The sequence below is a fragment of the Bradyrhizobium sp. 170 genome (assembly GCF_023101085.1).
Lineage (GTDB): Bacteria > Pseudomonadota > Alphaproteobacteria > Rhizobiales > Xanthobacteraceae > Bradyrhizobium.
In genome coordinates, this window is record NZ_CP064703.1 from 8,700,543 (window position 1) to 8,722,456 (window position 21,914).

Sequence of the window (21,914 nt, forward strand, 5' to 3'; positions counted from 1 at the left end):
ATTTATTCAAATGATCAACACGTTGAAACGTGCGAGCAGAGTTGCGTCGTGGTTTTCGGTCGCCGCGATATTGGCAACCGCAGCGCCGGCTTTTGCGCAAGCGCCGAGCCAGGCACAACGCGACGCCATCAAATCGCAGTGCCGTTCCGATTACATGGCCCATTGCTCCAGCGTGCCGCCGGGCGGCGAGGCCTCGCTGCAATGCCTGCAGAAGAACATGTCGAGCCTTTCATCGAGCTGCCAGAGCGCGGTGCGCGCCGTGGAAGCGCCGGCGGCCGCGCCCGCCAAGCCCACCGAGACCATGGCACCCAAATCTGCAGCGCCGGCCGCTACAACGGCAGCACCCGCGGCGCCGGCGAAATCCGCCGAGCCAAAGGCAGCAGCAGCCCCCGCAGCCGGACAGCCGACCAGCGCACAGATTTCCGCCGTCCGCAGCGCATGCCGCTCCGACTATCCAAAGGTCTGCGCGGGCGTGCCGACCGGGGGCGCGCCGGCCCTGCAATGCCTGGAAAAGAACAAGGCGAAACTCTCGGCCGGTTGCGAAAAAGCCGTCTCCGCCGCCAGCGGTGGTGGAGCAGCAGCGGCTGCACCCGCGGCAGGCGCGGCTCCAGCCGCAGCGGGAGCGGCTCCAGCGGGCACGGCGGCCACCGTTGCACCGGCGGCGCCGGCCGTGATCGTGCTGCGGCCGATGCGGCCGCGTGAAGAGCTGCTCGTGCTGCGGTCGGCATGCGGCGCCGACGTCCGCTCGATTTGCGGCGGCGTGCAGCCTGGCGGCGGCCGGATCGTGCAGTGCCTGGCGACCAATGCCGCGCAGCTTTCGCCGGCCTGCAAGGACGTTCTGTCTCAGTTCGCGGCGCGTTAATCATTCGCCTGCGGCGGCCCCTCATTGATCCCGGAGCCGCCGGTCACTCGCCGCCGCGAAAGGCGAGGATGAGCTGAATGAGCCGTATCGACAGTGCGACATAAAGGATCGCCATCACGGTTTGGTACGCAATATGCCAATTGAGCCTGGCGAGCTTGTAGAGGCCGTCGACGAAGTTCAGCACCAGGAGAATGACGCCGAACAACATGACGCCGCGGCCGATGAGACCATGGCGCAGATAGCCGAACAGCACGATCGCCGGCTCACTGCTCGAAACATGGGCGCCGGCCGATACGATCAACGTCCCGATGATCAACTTCTCGACGTGAGAAAATATTTCCTTGGAGACCGGCTCGACATGTTCGGAATAGAACGCCAGCCATTTGGCTCTGACCTCCGCCATGGGTTTTCCTTAGGCTTCCTTGCAGCTGCTAATCGGAGCTTCACTACAGCGGGTCCGCGATCAAGAAGCAAGAAGGCCGCCGGTCTTATCTGCGGACAGTCACCTCAGCGATCGGCTGCCAAGGAAAGGGAGAACCGATGCTACGCACCATCCTGACCGCCACCGCCGTGCTCTGCATGTCGCATGTCGCTTTCGCGCAGGAGATGACTGCCGAACAGCGCAGCGCCTGCATGGGCGACTACGAGAAATATTGCAAAGGCGTCACCCCCGGCGGCGGACGCATCATCGCCTGCCTCGCCAAGGAGAGCGACAAGATCACGCCGGCCTGCAAGAAGGTGCTGACGGCCGCCGAGAAGAAATGAGGAGACGGCTGGCGTTCATGCCTCCCGTCAACCGAACCGAGATCGGCGTGCACGCACGCCGCGACAGGCATCCGCAGAACCTTGCGAAGAAACTTTCAAGAAGAAAATTTCAGTACCTGAACATCAACCATTACAGTCCGGGAGACCAACATGCGTTCGTTCCTGCTGATTGCCGCCGCCGTGCTGTCCTTTTCCGCCACCATGACGTTCGAAACCACCGAGGCCAACGCGGTGGTCTGTGCCCGCGGCGTCGTTCGCGCCGGCTGCGCCGGAGCCCGCGGCGCTGTCGTCGTCCGCAAGCCTGCCGTGGTCTGCAGGACCGTGGTGGTGAACGGCGTGAAGGTTCGCCGCTGCACCTGAGCCCCAGGCGCTTTCGTCGAAGGCAAGGTCAAGCCGGAGATGCCGCATAGCGCACAACCGTTCGCGGACAGAACCGGCGGGAGAAACGGGACCCTTGGCGCCCGGTCCTGACGCGGACAGGACCGGACGTCAGCCTCGTTCCCTGATGATTTTTCTGTAGCGCAAATTTCCGGCGCGGATTAGTCTCCGACCCAAATTAATCAGTATACTGTCGATTGGGAGGAAGACGTGCGTATCGCCGTCATCGGTGGAGGCCCCGGCGGTCTCTACTTCGCCTATCTCTGGAAGCGGCGTCATCCGGACGCGGATATCGACCTGTTCGAACAGAACCCCGAAGGCGCGACCTGGGGATTTGGCGTGGTGTTCTCCGAACAGGCGCTGGAATTTCTGCGCGCCGACGATCCCGAGACGGTCGACGCCATCACGCCGCGGATGGAGAGCTGGAAGAACATCACGCTCAATTTGCGTGGGCAAAGTGTCGAGATCGACGGCATCGGCTTCTCCTCGATCGGCCGGCTCGAACTCTTGACCATCCTGCAGCAGCGCGTGTGCGCGGTAGGAATTGCGGCGCGATACAACACCACGATCCAGTCATTGGACGAGCTCGGGGGGTACGACCTGATCGTCGCCGCCGACGGGCTGAACTCGCTGGTGCGCCGCGGCTTCGAGAAGGAATTCGGCGCCTCGGTTTCGCACTCGACCAACAAGTTCGCCTGGTACGGCACCAGCAAACGCTTTGCCACGCTGTCACAGACCTTTGTGAAGACCGATTTGGGATCCTTCAACGCGCATCACTATCGCTACTCGCCCTCCATGAGCACGTTCCTGGTCGAGTGCGATGCGGCGACCTGGCAGGCCTATGGCTTCGAGCACAAGACCATCGAGCAGTCGCAGGCGATCTGCGAGGAGATCTTTGCTGACACGCTCGATGGCCATGCGCTGGTCTCGAACAAATCGGTGTGGCGCAATTTTCCCTGGATCTGGAACGAGAACTGGTCACACGGCAACATGGTGCTGATCGGCGACGCCCTGCATACCGCGCATTTCTCGATCGGCTCGGGCACGCGGCTCGCCATCGAGGACGCGATCGCGCTGACCAAGGCGCTGGAGGCGGAAAACGATATTCCCGCAAGCCTCGCCCGCTACCAGGCCGAACGCAAGCCGATCGTGCAGAAGCTGGTGACGGCGGCGCGCACCAGCGCCGACTGGTACGAACACTTTCCCGAACACATGAAGCTCGACCTGATGGATTTTGCCTACAGCTACATCACCCGCTCGGGGCGGATCGCCGACGCGCGGCTGCGCGCGATGTCGCCCGAATTCATGGCGCGTTACGAGGCGGAAAAAAAGATTGGGAGCCGAGCATGACGTCAGAAATTTCCGATTTGGTCCCCCGCGACAATCCCGGCGCGCGCGAGATCGGCTTTACGATTCCGGAGAGCTATAACGCCAGCCGGATCCTGTTCGACAATCTCGTGACTGGCCGCGGCGGCCGGCTGGCGCTGACCGGCCCCGGCGGCACGCGCACTTACGCAGAGCTCTGTGCCGAGGCCTCGCAATGGGGGCATGGCTTTCAGTCGCTGGGCCTGAAGCGCGGCGATCGCATCCTGATGTTCCTCGACGACACGCCGGTCTATCCTGCGGCGTTTTTCGGCGCAGTGCGGTCGGGTTTCGTGCCGCTGTTGATCAACACGCTGACGCCGCCGGACTTGCTGCAGTTCTACCTTTCGGACGCCTGCGCTGCGGTCGCGGTCGCGGAAGCCGAGTTTACCTCGCGGTTCAATGCGGAAGCCTGCAAGGATACGCCGCTGCAAACCCTGGTCGTGGTCAATGGCGCGGCGAGCGAACACGCCGTGCCGAAAGCCCTCATGGCGCCGCAATGGCTGCAGGGATTCTCCACCGATTTGCCGGAAGCCGACACCAGGCGCGACGACATGGCGTTCTGGATGTATTCATCCGGCTCGACCGGGCGGCCCAAGGGCATCGTGCACCTGCAGCACGACATGGCCTATAGCGAGCAGGCGTTTGCCCGCAACGTGCTCAAGCTTGGGCCCGACGACATCTGTTTCTCGGTGCCGAAGATTTTCTTCGCCTACGGCTTTGGCAACGCCATCACCTTCCCGTTCTCGGTCGGCGCGGCAACGCTGCTGCTGCCTGGCCAGCCGAAGCCGGCAACGATCTTCGAGGCGATCGGAAAATACCGGCCGTCCGTTTTCTTCGGATTGCCGACGCTCTACACCTCGCTCACAAAGGCCGACGGCGCTGCCGCCACCGATTTCTCCTCGCTGCGGATGGCGCTGTCGGCCGCGGAGGTGCTGTCGGCGGAAGTCTTCAACGGCTGGAAGGCGCTGACGGGACTCGAGATCATCGAAGGGCTCGGCTCGACCGAGGCGCTGCACATCTATCTGTCCAACCGCCCCGAGACGAAAAAACTCGGCGCGGCGGGCCTGCGCGTGCCCGGCTACGAAATCCTGCTGAGGGACAAGGACGGCCGCGAGGTCGGCGACAACGAGGAAGGCATCTTGTGGGTACGCGGCGATTCCAACACGCCGCTGTACTGGAACCGGCCGGACAAATCGGCGGAGACCATTCGTGAGGAGGGGTGGATCTACACCGGCGACCGTTTCCTGCGCGATGCCGACGGTTTTCATTTCTTCCGTGGCCGCGCCGACGACCTGATCAAGATTTCGGGGCAGTGGGTCTACCCGCTGGAAGTCGAGCTGTGCCTTGCCGAACACCCCGATATCAGGGAATGCGCCGTCTTCGCCGCCGAACTGCCGGATCGGCGCATGACGCTGAAGGCGGTAGTGGTGATGAACAAGGGCGAGTTCGATCCGAACAACGCCGCTAAGACGCTGCAGGATTACGTCAAGGCAAAGCTGTTGCCTTATAAATATCCGCGCGAGATCAGGTTCATCGCCGAATTACCGAAAACCGGCACGGGCAAGATCGACCGCCAGGCCTTGATGAAGATGTAGCCGGCAACAAACTCGGCGTCGTCCCTGCGAACGCAGGGACCCATACCGCGTGATCTATCGAGGAGGCGTGGTCGCTGACGCTCTGCGTCATTCAACTAGCGCATGGGCTGCTGTAGCGAAGCCGTCGTGCGGTGTGTGCCCTTCACGCCGGCCGCGGCGTATGGGTCCCTGCGTTCGCAGGGACGACGGCGGAGTTTTTCGTCCCTACCCCGCCAACCCCGTCCCGCCATACAGCCACGCCAGATCGCCATACCACTCTTCCGACGTCTTCGCGCTCATGATCTCATTGCGCAGCCGGGCATGTCCGCCCGCTGGGTGATAGATGTGCTCGCCAATCGCACGTGACATCAGCTGCACCTTTGCGGTGCGCAGGAAACGCTGCGTGCGATAGGCTTCCAGCGCTTTCGCGTAATCGTCATGCGCTCCCATCATGTGCGACAGGCACACCGCGTCCTCCATTGCCTGACAGGCGCCTTGCGCAAAATATTGCAGCATCGGATGCGCGGCATCGCCGAGCAGCGCGACGCGGCCGTCCACCCAGCGCTCGACCGGATCACGGTCGCACAGCACCCATAGCCGCCAGTTCTTGCCGTGGCGGATGATGTCCTGCGCACGCGGATGGACGTGCCCGAAGCCCTGCATGACCTCTTCGTCCGACACTGGCTTGCCGGCCACCGGCTCCGGCGCGTCGTTGTGATAGGTGACGACGAGGTTGAACACCTTCCAGCCCGACAGCGGATAATGCACGATGTGGCATTTCGGCCCGGCCCACAGCGTCGCCGCGTTCCAGCGCAAATCCTCCGGCATCTGTTCAGTCGGGATCACCGAGCGGTACGTCGTATGTCCGGACACTCGCGGCGGCCCGTCGGAAACCACCTGCTTGCGGACGTTCGACCACAGCCCATCGGCGCCGATCAACAGCCGTCCCGTGACGCGTTCGCCATTCGCCAGCCGCGCCGTCACCGACGAGCCGTCCTGATCGTAGCCGACCACTTCGCTGCTGACGCGCAACTCGATCAACCCGTGATTCTGGCAGGCGCGCAGGAAAACGCCGTGCAGGTCGCCGCGATGCACCACCGCATAGGGGTTGCCGAAGCGTGTGCGAAATGCCTCGCCCAGATCGACATGGGTGATCTCCTCGGCCGTCAACGCATCCATCAGCCGGAGCTGGTCGATATAGACCGCCATGCTTCGTGCGGCTTCGCCGACGCCGAGATAGTCGAAGGCGTGGAATGCGTTGGGCCCGAGCTGGATGCCGGCGCCGATCTCGCCAAGCGTTGAGGCCTTCTCCAGCAGGATCGAGCGGATTCCTTTTTGCGCCAGCCCAAGCGCTGCGGCGAGCCCGCCGATTCCGCCACCTGCGATCAGGACCGGCCCTGTGTCCATCAGTTCGATTTCCCCAGATGCTCGAGGGCGTCTTCGGCGCGCAGCGGCACGCGCGAGGCCTCGTTGTTGAGATCGACCAGTTGAGTCAGCAGCGTCAGCAGGGCTTTGCGGTCGGCCGGCTTCAGCGGCTGCAGCATCCTTAACTGCGCGCGCTCCACCGAGGGCATGATATCGCGCAGCACGGCTGCACCCGATTTGGTCAGATGGAGCAGCTTGACGCGCTTGTCCTCCCGCGACGGCTGGCGCTCGATCAGCGCCTTGCTCTCCAGCCGCTCGATCACGTTGCCGAGCGTGGAGCGGTCGAACGCGATCACCGCCGACAGCCGCGTGGCGTCGATGCCGGGATGGGTGTGGATCGCCACCAGCGCTGCATATTGCACCGGCGTCAGGTCGAACGCGTTACACTCTTCGACAAAGATCGAAACCGCGATCTGCTGCATCCGGCGGAACAGGTAGCCGGGCGCGGTATAGACCGCGTCCATGGTGATGGGTGAGGGTTTACTCGGCATCGGCTTGCTTGTCCGGCGCGGCGTCCGCGAACGCCTTCATTTGCTTTGCCGCGGCTTCTGCCTCGAGCAGGCGCGGAAAGGCCGAAACATCGACGCCAAACCGCCGCGCATTCCCAAGCTGGGGGACCAGACAGAGGTCGGCAAGAGTGGGCTTGTCGCCGAAACAGAACGGCCCGGCCTCGGCCGCGACCAGCGTTTCGCAGGCGGACAATCCCTCACGGTTGGCCCAGGCCGCCCATTCCGTCACCTTCTCTTCGGGCAGACCGAGTTGGCGCAAACGCGCCAGAACCTTGAGATTTTGCACGGGATGCGTATCGCAGGCGAGCGCCATGGCGAACGCGCGCACCTTGGCACGGCGCAGCGGGTCCTTTGGCAGCAACGGAGGGTTGGGATGAGTCTCGTCCAGCCACTCGATGATGGCGAGCGATTGGGTCAGCACGGCACCGTCGTCACCCTCCAGGGTCGGCACCAGCCCCTGCGGATTGATGGCGAGGTAGGCGGGCGCGCACTGTTCGCCCTTGCGAAGGTGGTGCGACAGGTGATCGGTCGACAACCCCTTGAGATTGAGCGCGATCCTGACCCGGTATGCCGCGCTGCTGCGGAAATAGCCATGCAGCTTCATCGGAACCTCCCTCGGATTTTATCGTTTGCCTCGCAGCCCGTCATTGACGCTACCCATATTGTAAGTATACTGTCAATCCATAGACGATACAAAAATGACGGGAGGCTTGACCATGGAAGCCGTGCAGAAGACCCCGGAACGCGAGGCGTTCTACAAGAAGATCGACGGCGAAAATCTCTCCGCGCTGTGGAACGTGCTGGGCGATCTCGTCACGCCGGAGCCGCGAAGCGCCTGCCGGCCGCATCTGTGGAAGTTCGATTCCATCCGCGATTACATGACCGAAGCCGGCAAGCTGATCACCGCCAAGGAAGCCGAGCGGCGGGTACTGGTGTTGGAAAATCCAGGCCTGCGCGGCCAGTCGAAGGTCACGACATCGCTGTTTGCCGGCGTGCAGATGGTGGTCCCGGGCGACGTCGCCCCCGCCCACCGGCACAGCCAGTCGGCGCTGCGTTTCGTGCTCGAAGGCAAGGGCGCCCATACCACCGTCGACGGCGAACGCACCGCGATGGAGCCGGGCGATTTCGTCATCACGCCGTCGATGACCTGGCACGATCATTCCAACGAAACATCCGAGCCGATGTTCTGGCTCGACGGGCTCGACATCCCGATGGTGCAGTTCTTCGATGCGTCCTTTGCCGAAGGGTCGAACGAGGACCAGCAGAAGATCAGTAAGCCTGCCGGCGACAGCTTTGCCCGCTACGGCCACAACCTGCTGCCGGTCGACGAAAAGCGAAAGTCCAAGACCTCGCCGATCTTCAACTATCCCTACAGCTATACGCGCGAGGCGCTGGAGCTGGCCAAGACGCGCGACGAATGGGATGCCTGTCACGGGTTGAAGCTGAAATTCTCCAATCCCGAGACCGGCGATTTCGCGATGCCGACCATCGGCACCTTCATCCAGCTATTGCCGAAGGGCTTCAAGACCGCGCGCTATCGCGCCACCGACGCCACCGTGTTCGCCGCGATCGAAGGCAAGGGCCGCACCCGGATCGGCGACCAGACGTTTGAGTGGGGCGCGCGCGACCTGTTCGTGGTGCCGAGCTGGCACTGGGTCACGCACGAGGCCGACACCGACGCGGTGCTGTTCTCGTTCTCCGACCGCCCGGTGCAGCAGAAGCTCGATCTGTTCCGCGAGGATCGCGGGAATGCGTGAGGTGTTTCGTCGTCCCTGCGAACGCAGGGACCCATAGCCACCGGCCTGCGTTGTGCGGAAGGCGTCGGCCACTTTGCCTTATCGATAGATCACGCGGTATGGGTCCCTGCGTTCGCAGGGACGACATAGACTCGTAGGGTGGGCAAAGGAGCGTTAGCGACGTGCCCACCATCAGGGACTCCGCACGTGATGGTGGGCACGCTTCGCTTTGCCCACCCTACAATCTGCGCTCACCGCCAGTGCAGCAACCGCGCCTCCAGCACGTTGATCAGCTTCCCCACCGCCAGTCCGAACAGCGACAGGATCACGACACCGGCGAGTAGCTGATCGGTCTGCATCAAATTGCCGGCCTGCAGCACGAACGCGCCGATGCCGAACTGGGCGCCGATCATTTCGGCGCTGACGACGAGCAGCAATGCGACGGAAGCTGTGATACGGAAGCCCGCGAGAATCGAGGGCAGCGCGCCCGGCCAGATCACGCGCCACACGATGGCATGGAACGGCACGTTAAAGCTCTGCGCCATCCGGATCAGGTTGCGCGGCACCGCATCGACGCCGCTATAGACCGAGATCGCGGTCGAGAAGAACACGCCGAGCGCAATGGTCGCGATCTTCGGCTCCTCGCCGATCCCGAGCCAGAGGATCAGAAGCGGCAACAGCGCGATCTTCGGAATCGGAAACAGCGCCGAGATGAACGTGATCCCGACGCCGCGCGCCAGCGTCGACAGCCCGATCGAAAATCCGACGATCACGCCGGCCACCGTGCCCACCAGCCAGCCACTGCCAATGCGAACAACCGAAGCCGATACATGCTGCCAGAGCGCGCCGCTGACCGCGAGCTTGTAGATCGCAACTACAATCGCCGACGGCGCCGGCAGGAACAGCGGGTTGACCCAGCCGGCGCTGCCGGCGAGTTGCCACAGCGCTATCACCAGCGCGAGCGCCGTCCAGCCGGAGGCGCGCCCCGCCCTTGGCACAAAACCCGCGCCGCGAAATGCGACGGGCCGGGCTTCGGTTGCGCGATCGTCCTGCGGTGCGCGCTCAAGCATGCTGCACCTCGCGCTCGGCATCGATCGCCTCCTCGCGGATCAGCGACCACAGATCGTTCTGCAGCGCCAGCAACTTGCCGCGCGCGTCGATCGCACCGCGCTCGGCGCGCGTCATCGGGATTTCGACGATCTCCCTGACGCGCCCCGGGCGGCGCGACAGCACCACGATGCGATCGGCGAGCCGCACGGCCTCTTCCAGATTATGCGTGACATAGACCGCGCCCATCGCGCCGTCCGCGAGCAGGCCGATGAAATCCTCCATCAGCAATTCGCGGGTCTGCGAATCCAGCGCCGACAGCGGCTCGTCCATCAACAGGATTGCGGGCCGCACCGCGAGCGCGCGCGCGATGCCGACGCGCTGGCGCATGCCGCCCGACAATTGCTTCGGATAGGCGCCTCGAAAATCGGACAGGCCCGTCCGCCGCAGCGCGTCATCGACGACGGCGCGGCGCGTGGCGGCGTCGAGCGCGGCATGCGCAAGCGGAAATTCGACGTTCGCTTCCACCGTGCACCACGGCAGCAGCGCAAAATCCTGAAACACGAAGGTCAGTGGATTGAGGCTGTCGGCCGGCGGCGCGCCGCGCAGCGCTGCCCTCCCCTCGCTCGAGCGCAACAGCCCGCCAAGGATCGACAGCAGCGTGCTCTTGCCGCAACCGGAGGGCCCGACGATGGCAACGACCTCGCCGGAGGCAACGGTGAACGACACATGATCGAGCACGTCGAGCCCGCCGAAGCGGTGGCTGATTTGATGTGCGATCAGGTCCATTTGGTTCCCAGCTAGCTATCGTTCGTCATTGCCTGCGACAAACGCGAAGCGTTTGCGCAAGGGAGCGAAGCGACGAAGCAATCCATCTATCCTCGTGTTGAAGCATGGATTGCTTCGCTGCGCTCGCAAATGACGGCATTGGCATCGGCATCGGCATCATCAATCCGCCTTCACATATTCCTTCGCGATGATCGCGTCCGCTGCAAACCCCTTGTCGACAAAGCCCTGCTCCTGCAACCACGCGATCTGGTTGTCGACGTTCCTGACGTCGAGCTTGCCGTCGGGATCGATATAGGCGCAATTGCCGACCACCTGCTCGACCGGCAGATTGGTGTATTTGGCGATGATCTCGAGCAGCGGCTTTGTCTTGTCGTTGATCTCGGCCTTGCCGTCCTTCACCGAGGCCAGGATCACGTCGTGATATTCGCGGTCGGCGCGCACCAGCGCGGCGATAAGCTTCGTGACCATAGCTTTGTTGGCCAGCGTCTTCGGCGAGGCGAACACGGCTCCCAACTGCCACGGCGTCTCGTCGCCGACCCAGCCGAGGAACTTTGCTCCGCCGGAATCCACCAGCGACCGCGCGGTCGAGATCGGCAGCAATGCGGCATCGACGGTTTCGCCCTTGAGCGCGGCCGCGGCATTCGACAGCGACTGCAGCGGCAGTACTTTCACGTCCGCGAGCTTGAAGCCGTATTTGTCCGCGAGCAGGCCGAGCGAATAATGAAAGCTGGAGCCGACCTGCGTCACCGCGATCCGCTTGCCCGCCAGGTCCTTCGGCGTCTTCAAGCCCGCCGCATAGGCGTTGTTGCTGGCGAAGTAGCCGATCAGCGGATAGCCCGCCTTCTCGCGGCTCATGCCGCCGATCACCTTCAGCGTGCCCTTGCCGGCGAGGTTGTAGAGCCCGGCGGTGAACGCCGTGATGCCGAAATCGACGTCGCCCGAGGTGGTCGCCACCGCGATCGGCTGCGCCGCGTCGAAGAATTTCAGTTCGATATCGAGGCCGGCCTCGCGGAAATAGCCCTTGTCCTGCGCAATGAACACCGGCGCCGACGACGACAGCCGGAGCACGCCGATTTTGGCCTTTTGCGCATCATCGGCCCGCGCGACCCCGCCCGCTGCTATCGCCAACAGGCCCGCCAGCGCGAGCCGTGCAAACTTCGTCATCCCGCCTCCTCCCTAACTCTTTTATAACCCCTCGGGCACGTTCTGGTCCCGCCCGATGAACGCGCCCTGTTGTTTCAGGCTTTGTTGCAACTTTTCAACTGCAATGTCGCGCGGAATCGTATTGCCCGACAGCGCCAGCGCCGCCGCGGCGCCTGCCGCCTCCCCCATCGCAAAGCAGGCGCCGGAGACCCGCGCCGCCGACTGGCCGTCATGGGTCATCGAGGCGCAGCGTCCGGCCATCAGGAGATTGTCTACGCCTTCGGGCACCAGCATGCGATACGGCAGTTCGTTGAAGCCGCGCGATTCCGGAATCGGCGGAAACGTGAAGGTCACATCACCCGCGACATGCTGCTCCATCGGCCAGCCATTGACGCCGATGGAGTCCTCGAACGAGGCGCAGCCGAGCACATCCTCGCCCGACAGCATGTAGCCGCCGACCACGCGCCGTGTCTCACGGATGCCGAGCTGCGGCGGCAAATCGACGATATAGGATTTTTCGAAGCCGGGCACCGTGCGCAGGAATTCGAACGCTTGCAGCGCCTGCTGCCGGCCCTCGATCTCGCCACGCGTCATCTGGTCGGGGTCGATCCCGCTGACCGCCGTGCCGTCCTCGCGCGCGAGCTGGGTAAAGTTCACCCGCCATTCGATCGCCGAGCGCTGCGGCCGCACGATCGCGGTCTTGCGCGGAAATCGATGCGTGCCCGCAGCTTCGGCCTTTTCCATCAGCGCCGGAATGGTCCGCCAGGCCTCGCCCGCCTTTTCGGGATCGATGCCGTTGAGGCGGAACATCATCGAGGGGTAGAGCATGCCGCCGGCATTGTCGCCAACTTCAAACGGCGCCCCCGCCCAGGCCGCGAGATCACCATCGCCCGAGCAGTCGATGAAGATGCCGGCGCGCACCGCCTGACGCCCGGCCTTGGTCTCCACCATCAGCACGTTGATGCGTTTCTCATCCTGCATCACGACGCCGGCGCCGAGCGCATGAAAGAGGATGTCGACCTTGTGGGCGGCGAGCAAATCATCCGCCGCAATCTTGTAGGCCGCAGTGTCGTAGGCCTGCGCGAAAATCTTCCCAAGGATGAGGTGCGGCGCGTTGAGCCCGTCGAGCCGGTCGATCCGCGCGAGCAGGTCGGAGGCGATGCCCTGCACCACCCGATGCATCTCGCCATGGACATTGGCGTGCAGCCCGCAGAAATTTGTCACACCGGCAGCCGTGCCCATGCCGCCGAGAAAGCCGTAACGCTCGATCAGCAGCGTACGCCGCCCGGCCCGCGCGGCCGCAACCGCCGCCGCAATACCCGCAGGGCCGCCGCCCAGCACGGCGACTTCATACTCGCCGTAGAGCGGAATCTGGCGAGCGGGTTCTTCAATGGTTTTGGCCGACACGGCAGCGATCCCATCCCTGATGATTTTTGTTTCGCGGGACTATGAATTAACGCGAAGCGGACTACAATCCAGCAAATAGCGCGATCAGCTTTCGCGAATCGAGAAAAGTAGATGGATACGCTCGTCAACCTTCAGGCCTTTCTGGCGACCGCCGACGCCGCCGGTTTCTCGGCCGCCGCCCGCAAGCTGAAAGTCTCGACCTCGGTGGTGGCCAAGCGCGTCACCCAGCTCGAAGATCAGATCGGCATCGCGCTGTTTCATCGATCGACCCGTCAATTGCGGTTGACTGAAGCCGGACACAAATATGTGCATCGCGCCCGCGGCGTGGTGGCGGATGTCGGCGATCTCCTGTCGCGCATGGGCGAAAAGGACCATGATCTGATCGATCATCTGCGCATCAAGGCGCCGACATCGCTGACCATCGCCCGGCTGGCCGATGTGTTCAGCGCCTTCCAGACGGAAAATCCGCGGCTGAAACTGGAAGTCGTGCTGATCGACCGGCCGGTCGATCCGGTCACGGAAGGTTTTGACGTTGCCATCGGCGCCTTCCCGCATTCGTTCGGCGGTGTCGTCGATGAACCCCTGTGCGCGCTCAAGCGCCTGCTGTGCGCAGCGCCCGCCTATCTCAAATTACACGGCACGCCGCGACACCCGCGCGATCTGGTCGAACACCGCTGCCTGAGCTTTCTACCCACCGGGCCCGAATGGATATTCGACGGCCCCCGCGGCCGCATCACCATTCAGGTACGCCCGCTGTTGAGTTCGAACGAGGGCCACGTGCTGGTGAAAAGCGCGATCGCCGGAAACGGCATCGCTTTCATTTCGCATTATCTCGCGGCCGACGCGCTGCGCGACGGCTCGCTGCAGGTGGTGCTTCCGGAATTCCCGATCCCCGATCTGTGGGTAAAGGCAACGATCCCCGAGCGGCGGGTCAATGCGGCCGCCGTGCAGGCGTTGCTTCAGCAATTGAAACGCGCGCTCGCGCCGGCGCTGTGAAACGTGCGGGGGCTTACGTTCCGACCTGCAGCGGCGAGGCGAGCTTGCGCAGCGCCGCGATCACCGAGAGCGCGGTGATGCGGCCTGTCTTCGGGTTTTCCGATGGGATGTTTTCGATTCCCATCGTGAACGAGGCCGAGTCGGATTCCACCCTGATCTGATGGCAGTTCCGCGTCACGGCCGGATCGGCCCAGATTTCGATCGTCGTGCGATCGGGGCCGATGCCGGCGAGCGACAATGCCGCCACCACGTTGACATTGGCGGGAAACGCCGCGGCGGCATCCCGCGCCGAGCCCTTGAAGACACAGAGGGCGGATGTCAGACCCTCCATCGAAATCCCGTTCTCGACGAGATAGGGCGCGCCGGCGAGACCTCCGGGCGGTTTGCGCGTGATCATCTGCACCGAGTTGATAGTGCCTTCGGCGGCAGCCGATACCGCATCGAAGCCGATCAAGGCGCCGGTCGGCACGATGATCTGACCACCATGCGCCCGGGCCAGATCGACCAGCTCGGGACGGGGCAGCAGCGCACTGGCGCTCAGCACCATGACCTGCTTGCCCGCGCGCAGCATCGGCCGGCAGATCTGATCGAGGATTTCAGCCGGCGCACATTCGACGACAAGGTCGGCATGGGCGGGCAGGTCATCGAGCGAGACCAGCGGACAGGCGATGCCTTCGCGATCGAGCCACGCCTGCGCCTTCGCCTGATCTCTTGCCGCGATCGCCGCGAGAGCAAGTCCCGGCAACCCCTGCGCCAGCTTGCGTGCCACGGTTTTCCCGATCTCACCCAGCCCGGCAATGGCGATATTTTTTGATGGCAAATCCGATACTCCTGCAAGAAACGTCATCGAGCGTAGCAGAGCCCGACGCTTATGCCTTGTAGTCCCAATTCGCCGCCCGCTTCTCTGCGAACGACGCCAGCCCCTCCGACGCTTCGCTGGTCTGGCGCCTGTCCGAATGCATCTTCACCAGCCGGGCATAGGCCTCGTCATCCACGCCCATTCCGCCGAACGAGCTCTCCAACGCGAGCGCCTTGGTTTCGGCCAAGGCTTGCGGACCATTGCCGAGTAGTTGCTCAACGACCTTGGCGCCCGCAGCCTCCAGTTCGGTCAGCGGCACCACCTCGTGAACCAGCCCGATCCTCCGCGCCTCCTCCGCGCCAAATCGTTCGCCGGTCAACGCGTAGCGCCGCACCTGGCGGACGCCGATGGCGTCGCAGAGTTGCGGGATGATGATGGCCGCCGTCAGCCCCCAGCGCACTTCGGTGATCGAGAACAACGCATTGTCGGCGGCGATCACGACGTCGCACGCCGAGATCACGCCGGTGCCGCCGCCGAAGCAGCCGCCCTGCACCAGCGCCACCGTCGGGATCGGCAGCGTGTTCAGCCGCTGCACGGCTTCGAACGTCGCGCGCGACACCGCCTCGTTCTCTTCCGCTGATTTCGGCCGCACGCCGTTGATCCATTTCAGGTCGGCGCCGGCCTGGAAATGCTTGCCGTTACCCTTGAGCACCACGACGCGGAGATTGGGCTTGTTGCCGAGTTCATCCATCGCCGCGAGCACGCCGTTGATGAGGCCGGCGTCATAGGCGTTGTTTACTTCGGGACGGTTCAACGTCACCGTGGCGACGCCGCGCGCGTCGAGCTCCCACAAAACCGGATTGGCAGTCATTCGGCGGCCCCTTTGTTCGGCATCTTGTTATGCCGGACAATAGGCCGGGATCGCAGCCGTTGTCACCGCCGCCGACTATCGGCGGCCGTACCGCTGCATCATGTCTGCCCTGTCGCCGAACGAGGTCCGCCGCGGGCCGATCGCCTCGAACTGGGCCTTCTGCTCGTCGCTCAGCATCGCATAGAAATCATCGAGCGCCGTGCGCACGAGTTTGACGGACTCCAGCATGACGTCGAGCCGCTTGCCGACGGCGGTGAGCCGAACCGGCGGCGTGGCCGCTTCCTCGATCCGGCACGACGTGGCCAGCATGTCGGCTGCCTTTGCGCTGGCTTTCTGCAGGGCGGTGAGGCCGGTGCGTTGCGCTTCGGTCGGATGCACCCGCGCCTCGATCTCCTCGGCCGGCCATTGCAAGCTCGAGGATTGCGTAACGTCGCAGGGCCGCGCAACGGACCTGTTACGGCGCCGCTCGGTCTTCCTTTCCTGATCTTCAGCGACAGCGTTCAGCCGCGCTTTCTGCTCGTCATTCAGCAGACCGTACAGCTTGTCCAGCGCCGGCTGCACGGTCGCGACACCAGAAATCATCGCCTCGATGCGTTGCTGCATCGAGGCAAGCCGGCCGGACGCCGTCAGCGCAACCGTGGTCGGGCACGCCGCCTTGATCTTCTGCGCTGAAGTCACCGATGCATTGGCGAGATCGTCGAGGGCTGCGCGTTGCGGCTCGGTCGGCTCGATCGCCTGCGCGATCAGGTCGATCGGCAGGCCGGCAATTTCGCGGCTGTCCTCGCCGCATAACAGCCCGAGCCGGTCCGGCCCGGCGTCGGGAGAACCACGCGGCGGCAGGTAGCCCGCAAGACCCTGATAGTCATAGGGGCCGAACAGGCCGGCATAAATGTCGTCGTAGCCGTAGTACCAGAACGGGGCGCCGACACGCGGCCCCCATAGCGCATAGTCATAGATGTCAAAATAGGCGAACGGCCAGAACAGCGGTCCGACCCAGCCGTATCCGCCGTTGCCGTGCCGCCACCAGCCGCCGCCCCTGGACCGTCCGTATTGCCACCCTGCGAGCGCCGCGCCCGCGGTCACGCTGGCCCGTACCGCGGGACGATGTAGCGCTGCGGTATGGCGATAGCTGCGGGCAAGTGCGCGCGCGTTCAGCGCCCGGCCGCCGCCTGCGAAATTCATGCGCTGCGCGGAAAACGAGCGGTGTCCGGAGAATGAACGGTGTCTGGAGAACGAACGGAAATGCGCCGCCCTGCCGTGAAAATGGCCGCCGCCATGGTGCCGGCCGCCGAAATGGTGGCCGTGACCATGACCACCACCGCGATGGCCGCCGCCATGATGACCGCCGCCGCGGCCACCTCCGTGGCCGCCGCCATGACCGCCTTTCGCGATTGCAAAGTCCGCCACGGACAGCACCGTTGCGAAGACAATCGCGGCAATTCCCAGTGCGATCTTTGACATGGTACGTCCCATCATGGTCGCACGTCCCAGCGCCGCTATGCCGCGAGCTTGGCGGCACATGGATGAACGCTGACTGAACGGCAGGGTTCCCGGCGACGCCATGGCCGCGCCTTCCGCAACCCGCCCTGTGCGGCAGACCGGTTGCGCCCGATCACGGCTTGTGAAAACTAGCAACGACCATCCCCTCCCGGCAGGATTTCCACCCATGCGGATTTGCGTTTTCGGTGCGGGCGCCGTCGGCAGCCATTTTGCGGTGCGGCTCGCACTGGCAGGCCATGACGTTTCCTGCGTGATGCGGGGTGCGCATCTGGACGCCGTGAAAGCCAACGGGCTGACGCTGCGTGTTGGAAATGGCGAGTTCAAGGCGAAGGTGCGCGCATCGAGCGACCCGGCCGCGCTGGGCCGCCAGGACGCCGTCATCTGCACGTTGAAAGCCACCGGCCTCTCCATCCTCGCGGACGGGCTGCAGCCGTTGCTCGGCGAAGATACCGCCGTGGTGTTCGCGCAGAATGGCATTCCCTGGTGGTACGGTATCGGGCTCTCGCCCGGGCATCCGCCGGTGCCGGATCTGGCCTTCCTCGATCCTGGCGGACGCTTGCGCGCCGCGATCCCGAAGCAGCTTATCGTCGGTGGCGTAGTGTTTTCGTCGAATGAAGTCGTCGCCCCCGGCGTGGTGGCGAACCTTTCGCCTGAGCGCAACCGGCTCCTGATCGGCGAGTGCGACGACCGCGCCAGCGAGCGGGTCGCGAAACTGCGTGCAGCCCTGAACGAAGCTTCGATCGATTCGCCCAAGGTAACGCAGATCCGCGAGACGATCTGGTCAAAACTCCTGACCAACATGTCGATGTCGGTGCTGTGCCTGTTGACCGGGCAGACCGCGCGCGCCGTGCGCGACGATCCGGCGCTTGCCGAAATCGTGCCGCGCCTGCTCGACGAGGCCAACAGCGTGGCGCAGAGCTGCTTTCCCGAGGTGAAGCGCGTCACGCGCTCCGGCCCCGCGCCGGACCACAAGCCTTCGATCCTGCAGGATTACGAACTCGGCCGCGCCATGGAGATCGACGTGCTGGTCCGCGCGCCCGCCGCATTCGCGCGCGCCGCAGGACTTGCGACGCCGATGCTCGACATGATGGCGGCGCTCGCCATCCGCCAGGCGCGCGACAAGGGGCTCTATCAGGGTTGAAGGCCGGGCTGTTGCAAACCCGGTCAGAGCGCCTCCAGTCCGAGCCGCTTGAACAGCTTCCGGTCGGCCTCGTCCTCAGGATTGCCGGCCGTCAGCAAGGTGTCGCCGACGAAGATCGAATTCGCCCCAGCAAAGAAGCACAGCGCCTGCATCTCGTCGGTCATGGCCGAGCGGCCCGCCGACAGGCGGACATATGATTTCGGCATCATGATGCGCGCCAGCGCGACGATCCGGACAAACTCGATTGGCGCGATTGGCGCTGCCTCGGCGAGCGGCGTGCCGGCGATCGGAATCAGCATGTTGATCGGAACGCTTTCCGGCGGCTCGGCGAGATTCGCAAGCGTAACCAGCATTTCGACGCGGTCAGCTTCTTCCTCGCCCATGCCGAGGATGCCGCCGCAACACACTTTCATGCCGGATTGCCGGACATTCTCCAGCGTGTCGAGGCGATCGGCAAACGTTCGCGTCGAGGTCACCTGCGGGTAATAGCGCGCCGACGTATCGATATTGTGGTTGTAGTAGTCGAGCCCCGCCGCGCTGAGGCGATCCGACTGGTCGCGGTCCAGCATTCCCAGCGTCATGCAGGTCTCGAGCCCGAGCGCCTTCACCGCGCCGACCATTTCAACGATGGCGTCCATGTCCCTCGGCTTCGGATTGCGCCATGCCGCGCCCATGCAGTAGCGCGTCGCGCCGCCGTCTCGCGCTTTCCGCGCCTCGGCGACGACCTTTTGGACATCCATCAGCTTCGAGGCGGCAAGCCCCGTCGAATGATGCGAGGACTGACTGCAATAGCCGCAATCTTCCGGGCAACCGCCGGTCTTGATATTGAGCAGCTTGCTGAGCTGCACGCGGTTGGGATCGAAATGCCGGCGGTGAATGGATTGCGCCTTGAACAAGAGATCGTTGAACGGCAACCCGTACAGCGACCAGGCGGCCTCGCTCGTCCACTCCGGAGCGTCCGCAAGCGGCGCCGTCACAGCCAGTTCATCCCGCACTTCGAGCATCCTTCAATTCTCCCGATCCTGATTGCCCCGCGAAGCCGTCATCGCACGCTGGCGAAGCTGATGCCAGCGGCGTGCGCCGTGCGCGTAAAAAATTGATGGCCGGCGCAAACCGGCATTGACCGCGCAGCGGCGGTCGTATCACTCTCGCCCCCGTTCAAGAAAAAGAAAACAGGCGGGAACCGAACATGCACGTCAAAGGCAAGGTCTGCGTCGTCACGGGAGCTGCGAGCGGTATCGGCGAAGCAGTGGCACGCGCCTATGCGGAGGCCGGCGCGCGCGGCGTCGTCGTCGCCGACCTCAAGACATCGCGCGACAGACTGGCCAAGGTCGCCGGCGACATTGACGGCTTGCCGATCACGGCCGATGTCGGGCTGGAGGAAGACATCAAGGCGCTGATCGCCGCGGCCGAAGACAAGTATGGCCCGGTCGATGTGTTCTTTTCCAATGCCGGCCTTTCGCGCAAGGGACAGGAGACCGCCTCCGATGCCGATTGGGACGTGAGCTGGCGCGTCCATGTCATGAGCCACGTGTTCGCGGCACGCGCCCTGGTGCCTGGCATGCTCGCGCGCGGATCCGGCTATCTGCTCAACACCGCGTCCGCGGCAGGCCTGCTGGCGTCGCTGAACTCGATGCCCTACGGCGTGACGAAAAATGCTGCGGTCGCGCTCGCCGAACATCTCGCCATTCAATATGGCGATCGCGGCATCCGCGTGTCCGTGCTCTGCCCGCAATCGGTGCAAACCGGCATGACGACGCCCGGCCCGAGCGCCGCGCGGGTCGACGGCGTGCTGCAGCCGCCGGAAGTGGCGCGCATGGTGATGGAGGCGATGGAGCAAGAACGCTTTCTCATCCTGTCGCACCCGCAGGTCGCCGAATACATGCAGCGCAAGGCGTCCAATCACGACCGCTGGATCACCGGCATGCGCCGGCTGCGCGACAAGATCTACGGCGCGCCGCAATCAGCTTGACGTCTTTGGCGCGAACGGCGCCAATATGCCGTCGTATTTTTTCACACCCGGTGACGCATATGAACCGCGGCGCGATGTCATGAGCTTCAGGCCGGCCAGCGCCTCGGCCTGTTTTACCGCAGCCGCAACGCCGTCGACGACGGGAACGCCGAATTTCTGCGACAGTTTTTGTGCGAGATCAGCCATCCCCGCGCAGCCCAGCACGATCGCTTCCGCGCCCTTTTCGAGTGCGCGGGCAATCTCGGCCTCAAGTTTCACTTCCGCACCGGAGCCGGGCTTGTCGAGATCGAGCACCGCGACGTCGCAGGCGGTGACCTGTGCCCTTTCAGCAAAGCCGTAGCGGCGCACCAGTTCCTCGAGCGGCACAATGGAGCGCGGCAGCGTGGTGACGACGGCGATCCGCTTGGCAATCTGGCCCGCGGTCACCAGTGCCGCCTCGCAGATGCCGACCACCGGAAAACGCGCGGCGGTCCGGGCGGCGTCGAGGCCGGTGTCGTCGAAACAGGCGACGATCGCCGCGTCAGCGTCCGGCGCATTGAGGAGCGCCTGGATCAGGCCGGGCACGGCGAACGCCTCATCGTAATAGCCCTCGATCGATACCGGCCCCATCGCCGACGTGACGGCGGAGATTTCGGTGCCGGGGCTAGCGACGGCGCGCGCTGCGGCGCCGATCGTTTCGGTCATCGAGGCGGTCGTGTTCGGATTGACGATCAGGATTTTTGTCATGGATGCATCGTAGCCGGGATGGCGAACGGCGCAACTCTATCATCCGTCGTCCCTGCGAACGCAGGGACCCATACGCCGCGGCCTTGCGGAAAGGGCACAAGGGGAGACGGCATACTTCAACAATGAACTGCTGTGGTTATGGGTCCCTGCGTTCGCAGGGACGACGCCTGAGCTAGCCGATAATCCCATCCACCCACGCCACGAACGCATCCAGCGCCTCATCCATCACCTCGCGATCATTCCGCCCCGAACTCCTCAGCACATGGAAGGAATGATCGGCGCCATCAAGCAAATGCAGCGCCGCCCGCGATCCAAGGCCTTTGGCGACAGGCTCGAGCAGACTCAATTCCGCCAGCGCATCGCGCGTGCCTTGCAGGAACAGCGTCGGGATTTTGACATCGGCGAGATGCCTGGCCCGATCGCTGGAAGGCTTTCCGGCCGGATGCAGCGGAAAACCGAGAAACGCCAGCCCGCGAACGCCGGGCAAGGGCGAAAGCGCCTGCGCCTGCGACGTCATTCGTCCGCCGAACGATCGGCCACCGGCGATCAGCGGCAGTGCGGGACAGCGCCGCCCGGCTTCCGCCACCGCCGCTCGCACCGCGGCGTGCGCGACCGCGGGCGCATCGGGCCGCTTGCTGCCTTTTTCCATGTAGGGAAATTGATAACGCAGCGTCGCAATGCCGCGCCCGGCCAGGCCACCCGCAACCGTTTCCATCGACGCATGAGTCATGCCTGCACCGGCGCCGTGCGCGAACACGTAACACGCGCGCGCCTGCGGCGGCCGCATCACCAACCCGGAGACCGCCTCATTGGGCCCAATCTCAATTCGGAGCAATTCCGGCTCGGCTGCCTTCATGTGATCTATCCGACACTCTGCTGCACGATCGGGACTCTATACTGGAAAAAGCC

At 64.3% G+C, this 21,914-nt stretch carries 23 protein-coding genes; 9 read left to right on the forward strand and 14 right to left on the reverse strand.

Features of this window, described 5'->3' with window-relative positions:
* The first annotated feature begins 10 nt into the window (after nucleotides 1-10).
* The gene (locus tag IVB05_RS41055) at nucleotides 11-862 is read left to right on the forward strand and encodes a hypothetical protein (protein WP_247781807.1); all 852 of its coding nucleotides are present in this window, start codon (nucleotides 11-13) and stop codon (nucleotides 860-862) included.
* Between the two features lie 43 nt (nucleotides 863-905).
* On the opposite strand, the gene IVB05_RS41060 is transcribed toward IVB05_RS41055, so the two are convergent.
* On the reverse strand, nucleotides 906-1,265 hold the full coding sequence (locus IVB05_RS41060) for a hypothetical protein (RefSeq protein ID WP_247781808.1): 360 nt from the start codon (nucleotides 1,263-1,265) through the stop codon (nucleotides 906-908).
* Nucleotides 1,266-1,402: 137 nt separating this feature from the next.
* On the opposite strand from IVB05_RS41060, the gene IVB05_RS41065 reads away from it, so the two are divergent.
* The 4 genes from IVB05_RS41065 to IVB05_RS41080 all read left to right on the forward strand — a co-directional run bounded on the left by IVB05_RS41065 (nucleotide 1,403) and on the right by IVB05_RS41080 (nucleotide 4,965).
* Nucleotides 1,403-1,627, forward strand: coding sequence for a cysteine rich repeat-containing protein (locus IVB05_RS41065; RefSeq protein ID WP_247781810.1), 225 nt, complete (start codon nucleotides 1,403-1,405; stop codon nucleotides 1,625-1,627).
* A gap of 150 nt (nucleotides 1,628-1,777) precedes the next feature.
* Nucleotides 1,778-1,987 (forward strand): hypothetical protein, encoded by a 210-nt coding sequence (locus IVB05_RS41070; protein WP_247781812.1) that lies wholly within the window; start codon nucleotides 1,778-1,780, stop codon nucleotides 1,985-1,987.
* Nucleotides 1,988-2,215: 228 nt separating this feature from the next.
* Nucleotides 2,216-3,355 (forward strand): FAD-dependent monooxygenase, encoded by a 1,140-nt coding sequence (locus IVB05_RS41075; protein WP_247781813.1) that lies wholly within the window; start codon nucleotides 2,216-2,218, stop codon nucleotides 3,353-3,355.
* Complete coding sequence (locus IVB05_RS41080; protein WP_247781815.1) at nucleotides 3,352-4,965, forward strand: benzoate-CoA ligase family protein; 1,614 nt, start codon at nucleotides 3,352-3,354, stop codon at nucleotides 4,963-4,965. Before IVB05_RS41075 ends, IVB05_RS41080 begins: the two co-directional genes overlap by 4 nt.
* 204 nt (nucleotides 4,966-5,169) lie before the next feature.
* Here the strand turns inward: IVB05_RS41080 and IVB05_RS41085 are convergent, their stop codons facing one another.
* From IVB05_RS41085 to maiA, 3 genes are read right to left on the reverse strand one after another with little or no spacing between them, the layout of a single operon-like run.
* Nucleotides 5,170-6,351 carry a 3-hydroxybenzoate 6-monooxygenase gene (locus tag IVB05_RS41085; RefSeq protein WP_247781817.1) on the reverse strand — a complete coding sequence of 394 codons (1,182 nt, stop codon included), beginning with the start codon at nucleotides 6,349-6,351 and terminating at the stop codon, nucleotides 5,170-5,172.
* Entirely contained in the window at nucleotides 6,351-6,860 is a 510-nt protein-coding gene (locus IVB05_RS41090) for a MarR family transcriptional regulator (RefSeq protein WP_247781818.1), read from the reverse strand. Before IVB05_RS41090 ends, IVB05_RS41085 begins: the two co-directional genes overlap by 1 nt.
* Complete coding sequence (gene maiA, locus IVB05_RS41095; RefSeq protein WP_247781820.1) at nucleotides 6,850-7,482, reverse strand: maleylacetoacetate isomerase; 633 nt, start codon at nucleotides 7,480-7,482, stop codon at nucleotides 6,850-6,852. The genes IVB05_RS41090 and maiA overlap by 11 nt, the downstream gene beginning before the upstream one ends.
* 112 nt (nucleotides 7,483-7,594) lie before the next feature.
* Between maiA and gtdA the strand changes: the two genes are divergently transcribed.
* The gene (gtdA, locus tag IVB05_RS41100; protein WP_247787365.1) at nucleotides 7,595-8,635 is read left to right on the forward strand and encodes a gentisate 1,2-dioxygenase; all 1,041 of its coding nucleotides are present in this window, start codon (nucleotides 7,595-7,597) and stop codon (nucleotides 8,633-8,635) included.
* A 230-nt stretch (nucleotides 8,636-8,865) separates the two neighbouring features.
* On the opposite strand, the gene IVB05_RS41105 is transcribed toward gtdA, so the two are convergent.
* The 4 genes from IVB05_RS41105 to IVB05_RS41120 all read right to left on the reverse strand — a co-directional run bounded on the left by IVB05_RS41105 (nucleotide 8,866) and on the right by IVB05_RS41120 (nucleotide 13,000).
* A complete protein-coding gene (locus IVB05_RS41105; RefSeq protein ID WP_247781822.1) occupies nucleotides 8,866-9,684 on the reverse strand; it encodes an ABC transporter permease in 819 nt (272 codons plus the stop codon).
* Complete coding sequence (locus IVB05_RS41110) at nucleotides 9,677-10,450, reverse strand: ABC transporter ATP-binding protein (protein ID WP_247781824.1); 774 nt, start codon at nucleotides 10,448-10,450, stop codon at nucleotides 9,677-9,679. Before IVB05_RS41110 ends, IVB05_RS41105 begins: the two co-directional genes overlap by 8 nt.
* A 159-nt stretch (nucleotides 10,451-10,609) precedes the next feature.
* A complete protein-coding gene (locus tag IVB05_RS41115; protein WP_247781826.1) occupies nucleotides 10,610-11,614 on the reverse strand; it encodes an ABC transporter substrate-binding protein in 1,005 nt (334 codons plus the stop codon).
* Nucleotides 11,615-11,635: 21 nt separating this feature from the next.
* The gene (locus tag IVB05_RS41120) at nucleotides 11,636-13,000 is read right to left on the reverse strand and encodes an FAD-dependent oxidoreductase (RefSeq protein ID WP_247781828.1); all 1,365 of its coding nucleotides are present in this window, start codon (nucleotides 12,998-13,000) and stop codon (nucleotides 11,636-11,638) included.
* Between the two features lie 111 nt (nucleotides 13,001-13,111).
* On the opposite strand from IVB05_RS41120, the gene IVB05_RS41125 reads away from it, so the two are divergent.
* Entirely contained in the window at nucleotides 13,112-13,996 is an 885-nt protein-coding gene (locus tag IVB05_RS41125) for a LysR family transcriptional regulator (RefSeq protein WP_247781830.1), read from the forward strand.
* Nucleotides 13,997-14,009: 13 nt separating this feature from the next.
* Here IVB05_RS41125 and IVB05_RS41130 read toward each other — a convergent pair whose 3' ends face one another.
* The 3 genes from IVB05_RS41130 to IVB05_RS41140 form a co-directional block, all read right to left on the reverse strand.
* Nucleotides 14,010-14,843: an aspartate dehydrogenase gene (locus tag IVB05_RS41130; protein ID WP_247781831.1), complete on the reverse strand. Its 834-nt coding sequence runs from the start codon at nucleotides 14,841-14,843 to the stop codon at nucleotides 14,010-14,012.
* Between the two features lie 22 nt (nucleotides 14,844-14,865).
* Complete coding sequence (locus IVB05_RS41135) at nucleotides 14,866-15,666, reverse strand: enoyl-CoA hydratase-related protein (protein WP_247781833.1); 801 nt, start codon at nucleotides 15,664-15,666, stop codon at nucleotides 14,866-14,868.
* Nucleotides 15,667-15,741: 75 nt separating this feature from the next.
* On the reverse strand, nucleotides 15,742-17,127 hold the full coding sequence (locus IVB05_RS41140; protein WP_247781835.1) for a Spy/CpxP family protein refolding chaperone: 1,386 nt from the start codon (nucleotides 17,125-17,127) through the stop codon (nucleotides 15,742-15,744).
* Between the two features lie 205 nt (nucleotides 17,128-17,332).
* Between IVB05_RS41140 and IVB05_RS41145 the strand changes: the two genes are divergently transcribed.
* A complete protein-coding gene (locus IVB05_RS41145; RefSeq protein WP_247781837.1) occupies nucleotides 17,333-18,307 on the forward strand; it encodes a ketopantoate reductase family protein in 975 nt (324 codons plus the stop codon).
* Nucleotides 18,308-18,330: 23 nt separating this feature from the next.
* Here IVB05_RS41145 and bioB read toward each other — a convergent pair whose 3' ends face one another.
* Nucleotides 18,331-19,311, reverse strand: coding sequence for a biotin synthase BioB (bioB, locus tag IVB05_RS41150; protein ID WP_247781838.1), 981 nt, complete (start codon nucleotides 19,309-19,311; stop codon nucleotides 18,331-18,333).
* A 185-nt stretch (nucleotides 19,312-19,496) separates the two neighbouring features.
* Here bioB and IVB05_RS41155 point away from each other — a divergent pair, with 185 nt between their 5' ends.
* Nucleotides 19,497-20,279, forward strand: a complete 783-nt coding sequence (locus tag IVB05_RS41155; protein WP_247781840.1) for an SDR family oxidoreductase — start codon at nucleotides 19,497-19,499, stop codon at nucleotides 20,277-20,279.
* Here IVB05_RS41155 and IVB05_RS41160 read toward each other — a convergent pair.
* Both IVB05_RS41160 and IVB05_RS41165 read right to left on the reverse strand, forming a co-directional pair.
* Nucleotides 20,271-21,005: an aspartate/glutamate racemase family protein gene (locus tag IVB05_RS41160; RefSeq protein ID WP_247781842.1), complete on the reverse strand. Its 735-nt coding sequence runs from the start codon at nucleotides 21,003-21,005 to the stop codon at nucleotides 20,271-20,273. The genes IVB05_RS41155 and IVB05_RS41160 overlap by 9 nt on opposite strands.
* 172 nt (nucleotides 21,006-21,177) lie before the next feature.
* Nucleotides 21,178-21,861 carry an alpha/beta family hydrolase gene (locus IVB05_RS41165; RefSeq protein ID WP_247781844.1) on the reverse strand — a complete coding sequence of 228 codons (684 nt, stop codon included), beginning with the start codon at nucleotides 21,859-21,861 and terminating at the stop codon, nucleotides 21,178-21,180.
* Nucleotides 21,862-21,914 lie beyond the last annotated feature (53 nt).

What these genes read in the sequence shown, in the direction of transcription:
- IVB05_RS41055 (WP_247781807.1), top strand. Translation starts at nt 11, where the DNA reads ATGATCAACACGTTGAAACGTGCGAGCAGAGTTGCGTCGTGGTTTTCG.
- IVB05_RS41060 (WP_247781808.1), bottom strand. Translation starts at nt 1,265, where the DNA reads ATGGCGGAGGTCAGAGCCAAATGGCTGGCGTTCTATTCCGAACATGTC.
- IVB05_RS41065 (WP_247781810.1), top strand. Translation starts at nt 1,403, where the DNA reads ATGCTACGCACCATCCTGACCGCCACCGCCGTGCTCTGCATGTCGCAT.
- IVB05_RS41070 (WP_247781812.1), top strand. Translation starts at nt 1,778, where the DNA reads ATGCGTTCGTTCCTGCTGATTGCCGCCGCCGTGCTGTCCTTTTCCGCC.
- IVB05_RS41080 (WP_247781815.1), top strand. Translation starts at nt 3,352, where the DNA reads ATGACGTCAGAAATTTCCGATTTGGTCCCCCGCGACAATCCCGGCGCG.
- IVB05_RS41085 (WP_247781817.1), bottom strand. Translation starts at nt 6,351, where the DNA reads ATGGACACAGGGCCGGTCCTGATCGCAGGTGGCGGAATCGGCGGGCTC.
- IVB05_RS41090 (WP_247781818.1), bottom strand. Translation starts at nt 6,860, where the DNA reads ATGCCGAGTAAACCCTCACCCATCACCATGGACGCGGTCTATACCGCG.
- maiA (WP_247781820.1), bottom strand. Translation starts at nt 7,482, where the DNA reads ATGAAGCTGCATGGCTATTTCCGCAGCAGCGCGGCATACCGGGTCAGG.
- gtdA (WP_247787365.1), top strand. Translation starts at nt 7,595, where the DNA reads ATGGAAGCCGTGCAGAAGACCCCGGAACGCGAGGCGTTCTACAAGAAG.
- IVB05_RS41105 (WP_247781822.1), bottom strand. Translation starts at nt 9,684, where the DNA reads ATGCTTGAGCGCGCACCGCAGGACGATCGCGCAACCGAAGCCCGGCCC.
- IVB05_RS41110 (WP_247781824.1), bottom strand. Translation starts at nt 10,450, where the DNA reads ATGGACCTGATCGCACATCAAATCAGCCACCGCTTCGGCGGGCTCGAC.
- IVB05_RS41115 (WP_247781826.1), bottom strand. Translation starts at nt 11,614, where the DNA reads ATGACGAAGTTTGCACGGCTCGCGCTGGCGGGCCTGTTGGCGATAGCA.
- IVB05_RS41125 (WP_247781830.1), top strand. Translation starts at nt 13,112, where the DNA reads ATGGATACGCTCGTCAACCTTCAGGCCTTTCTGGCGACCGCCGACGCC.
- IVB05_RS41130 (WP_247781831.1), bottom strand. Translation starts at nt 14,843, where the DNA reads ATGACGTTTCTTGCAGGAGTATCGGATTTGCCATCAAAAAATATCGCC.
- IVB05_RS41135 (WP_247781833.1), bottom strand. Translation starts at nt 15,666, where the DNA reads ATGACTGCCAATCCGGTTTTGTGGGAGCTCGACGCGCGCGGCGTCGCC.
- IVB05_RS41140 (WP_247781835.1), bottom strand. Translation starts at nt 17,127, where the DNA reads ATGTCAAAGATCGCACTGGGAATTGCCGCGATTGTCTTCGCAACGGTG.
- IVB05_RS41145 (WP_247781837.1), top strand. Translation starts at nt 17,333, where the DNA reads ATGCGGATTTGCGTTTTCGGTGCGGGCGCCGTCGGCAGCCATTTTGCG.
- bioB (WP_247781838.1), bottom strand. Translation starts at nt 19,311, where the DNA reads ATGCTCGAAGTGCGGGATGAACTGGCTGTGACGGCGCCGCTTGCGGAC.
- IVB05_RS41155 (WP_247781840.1), top strand. Translation starts at nt 19,497, where the DNA reads ATGCACGTCAAAGGCAAGGTCTGCGTCGTCACGGGAGCTGCGAGCGGT.
- IVB05_RS41160 (WP_247781842.1), bottom strand. Translation starts at nt 21,005, where the DNA reads ATGACAAAAATCCTGATCGTCAATCCGAACACGACCGCCTCGATGACC.
- IVB05_RS41165 (WP_247781844.1), bottom strand. Translation starts at nt 21,861, where the DNA reads ATGAAGGCAGCCGAGCCGGAATTGCTCCGAATTGAGATTGGGCCCAAT.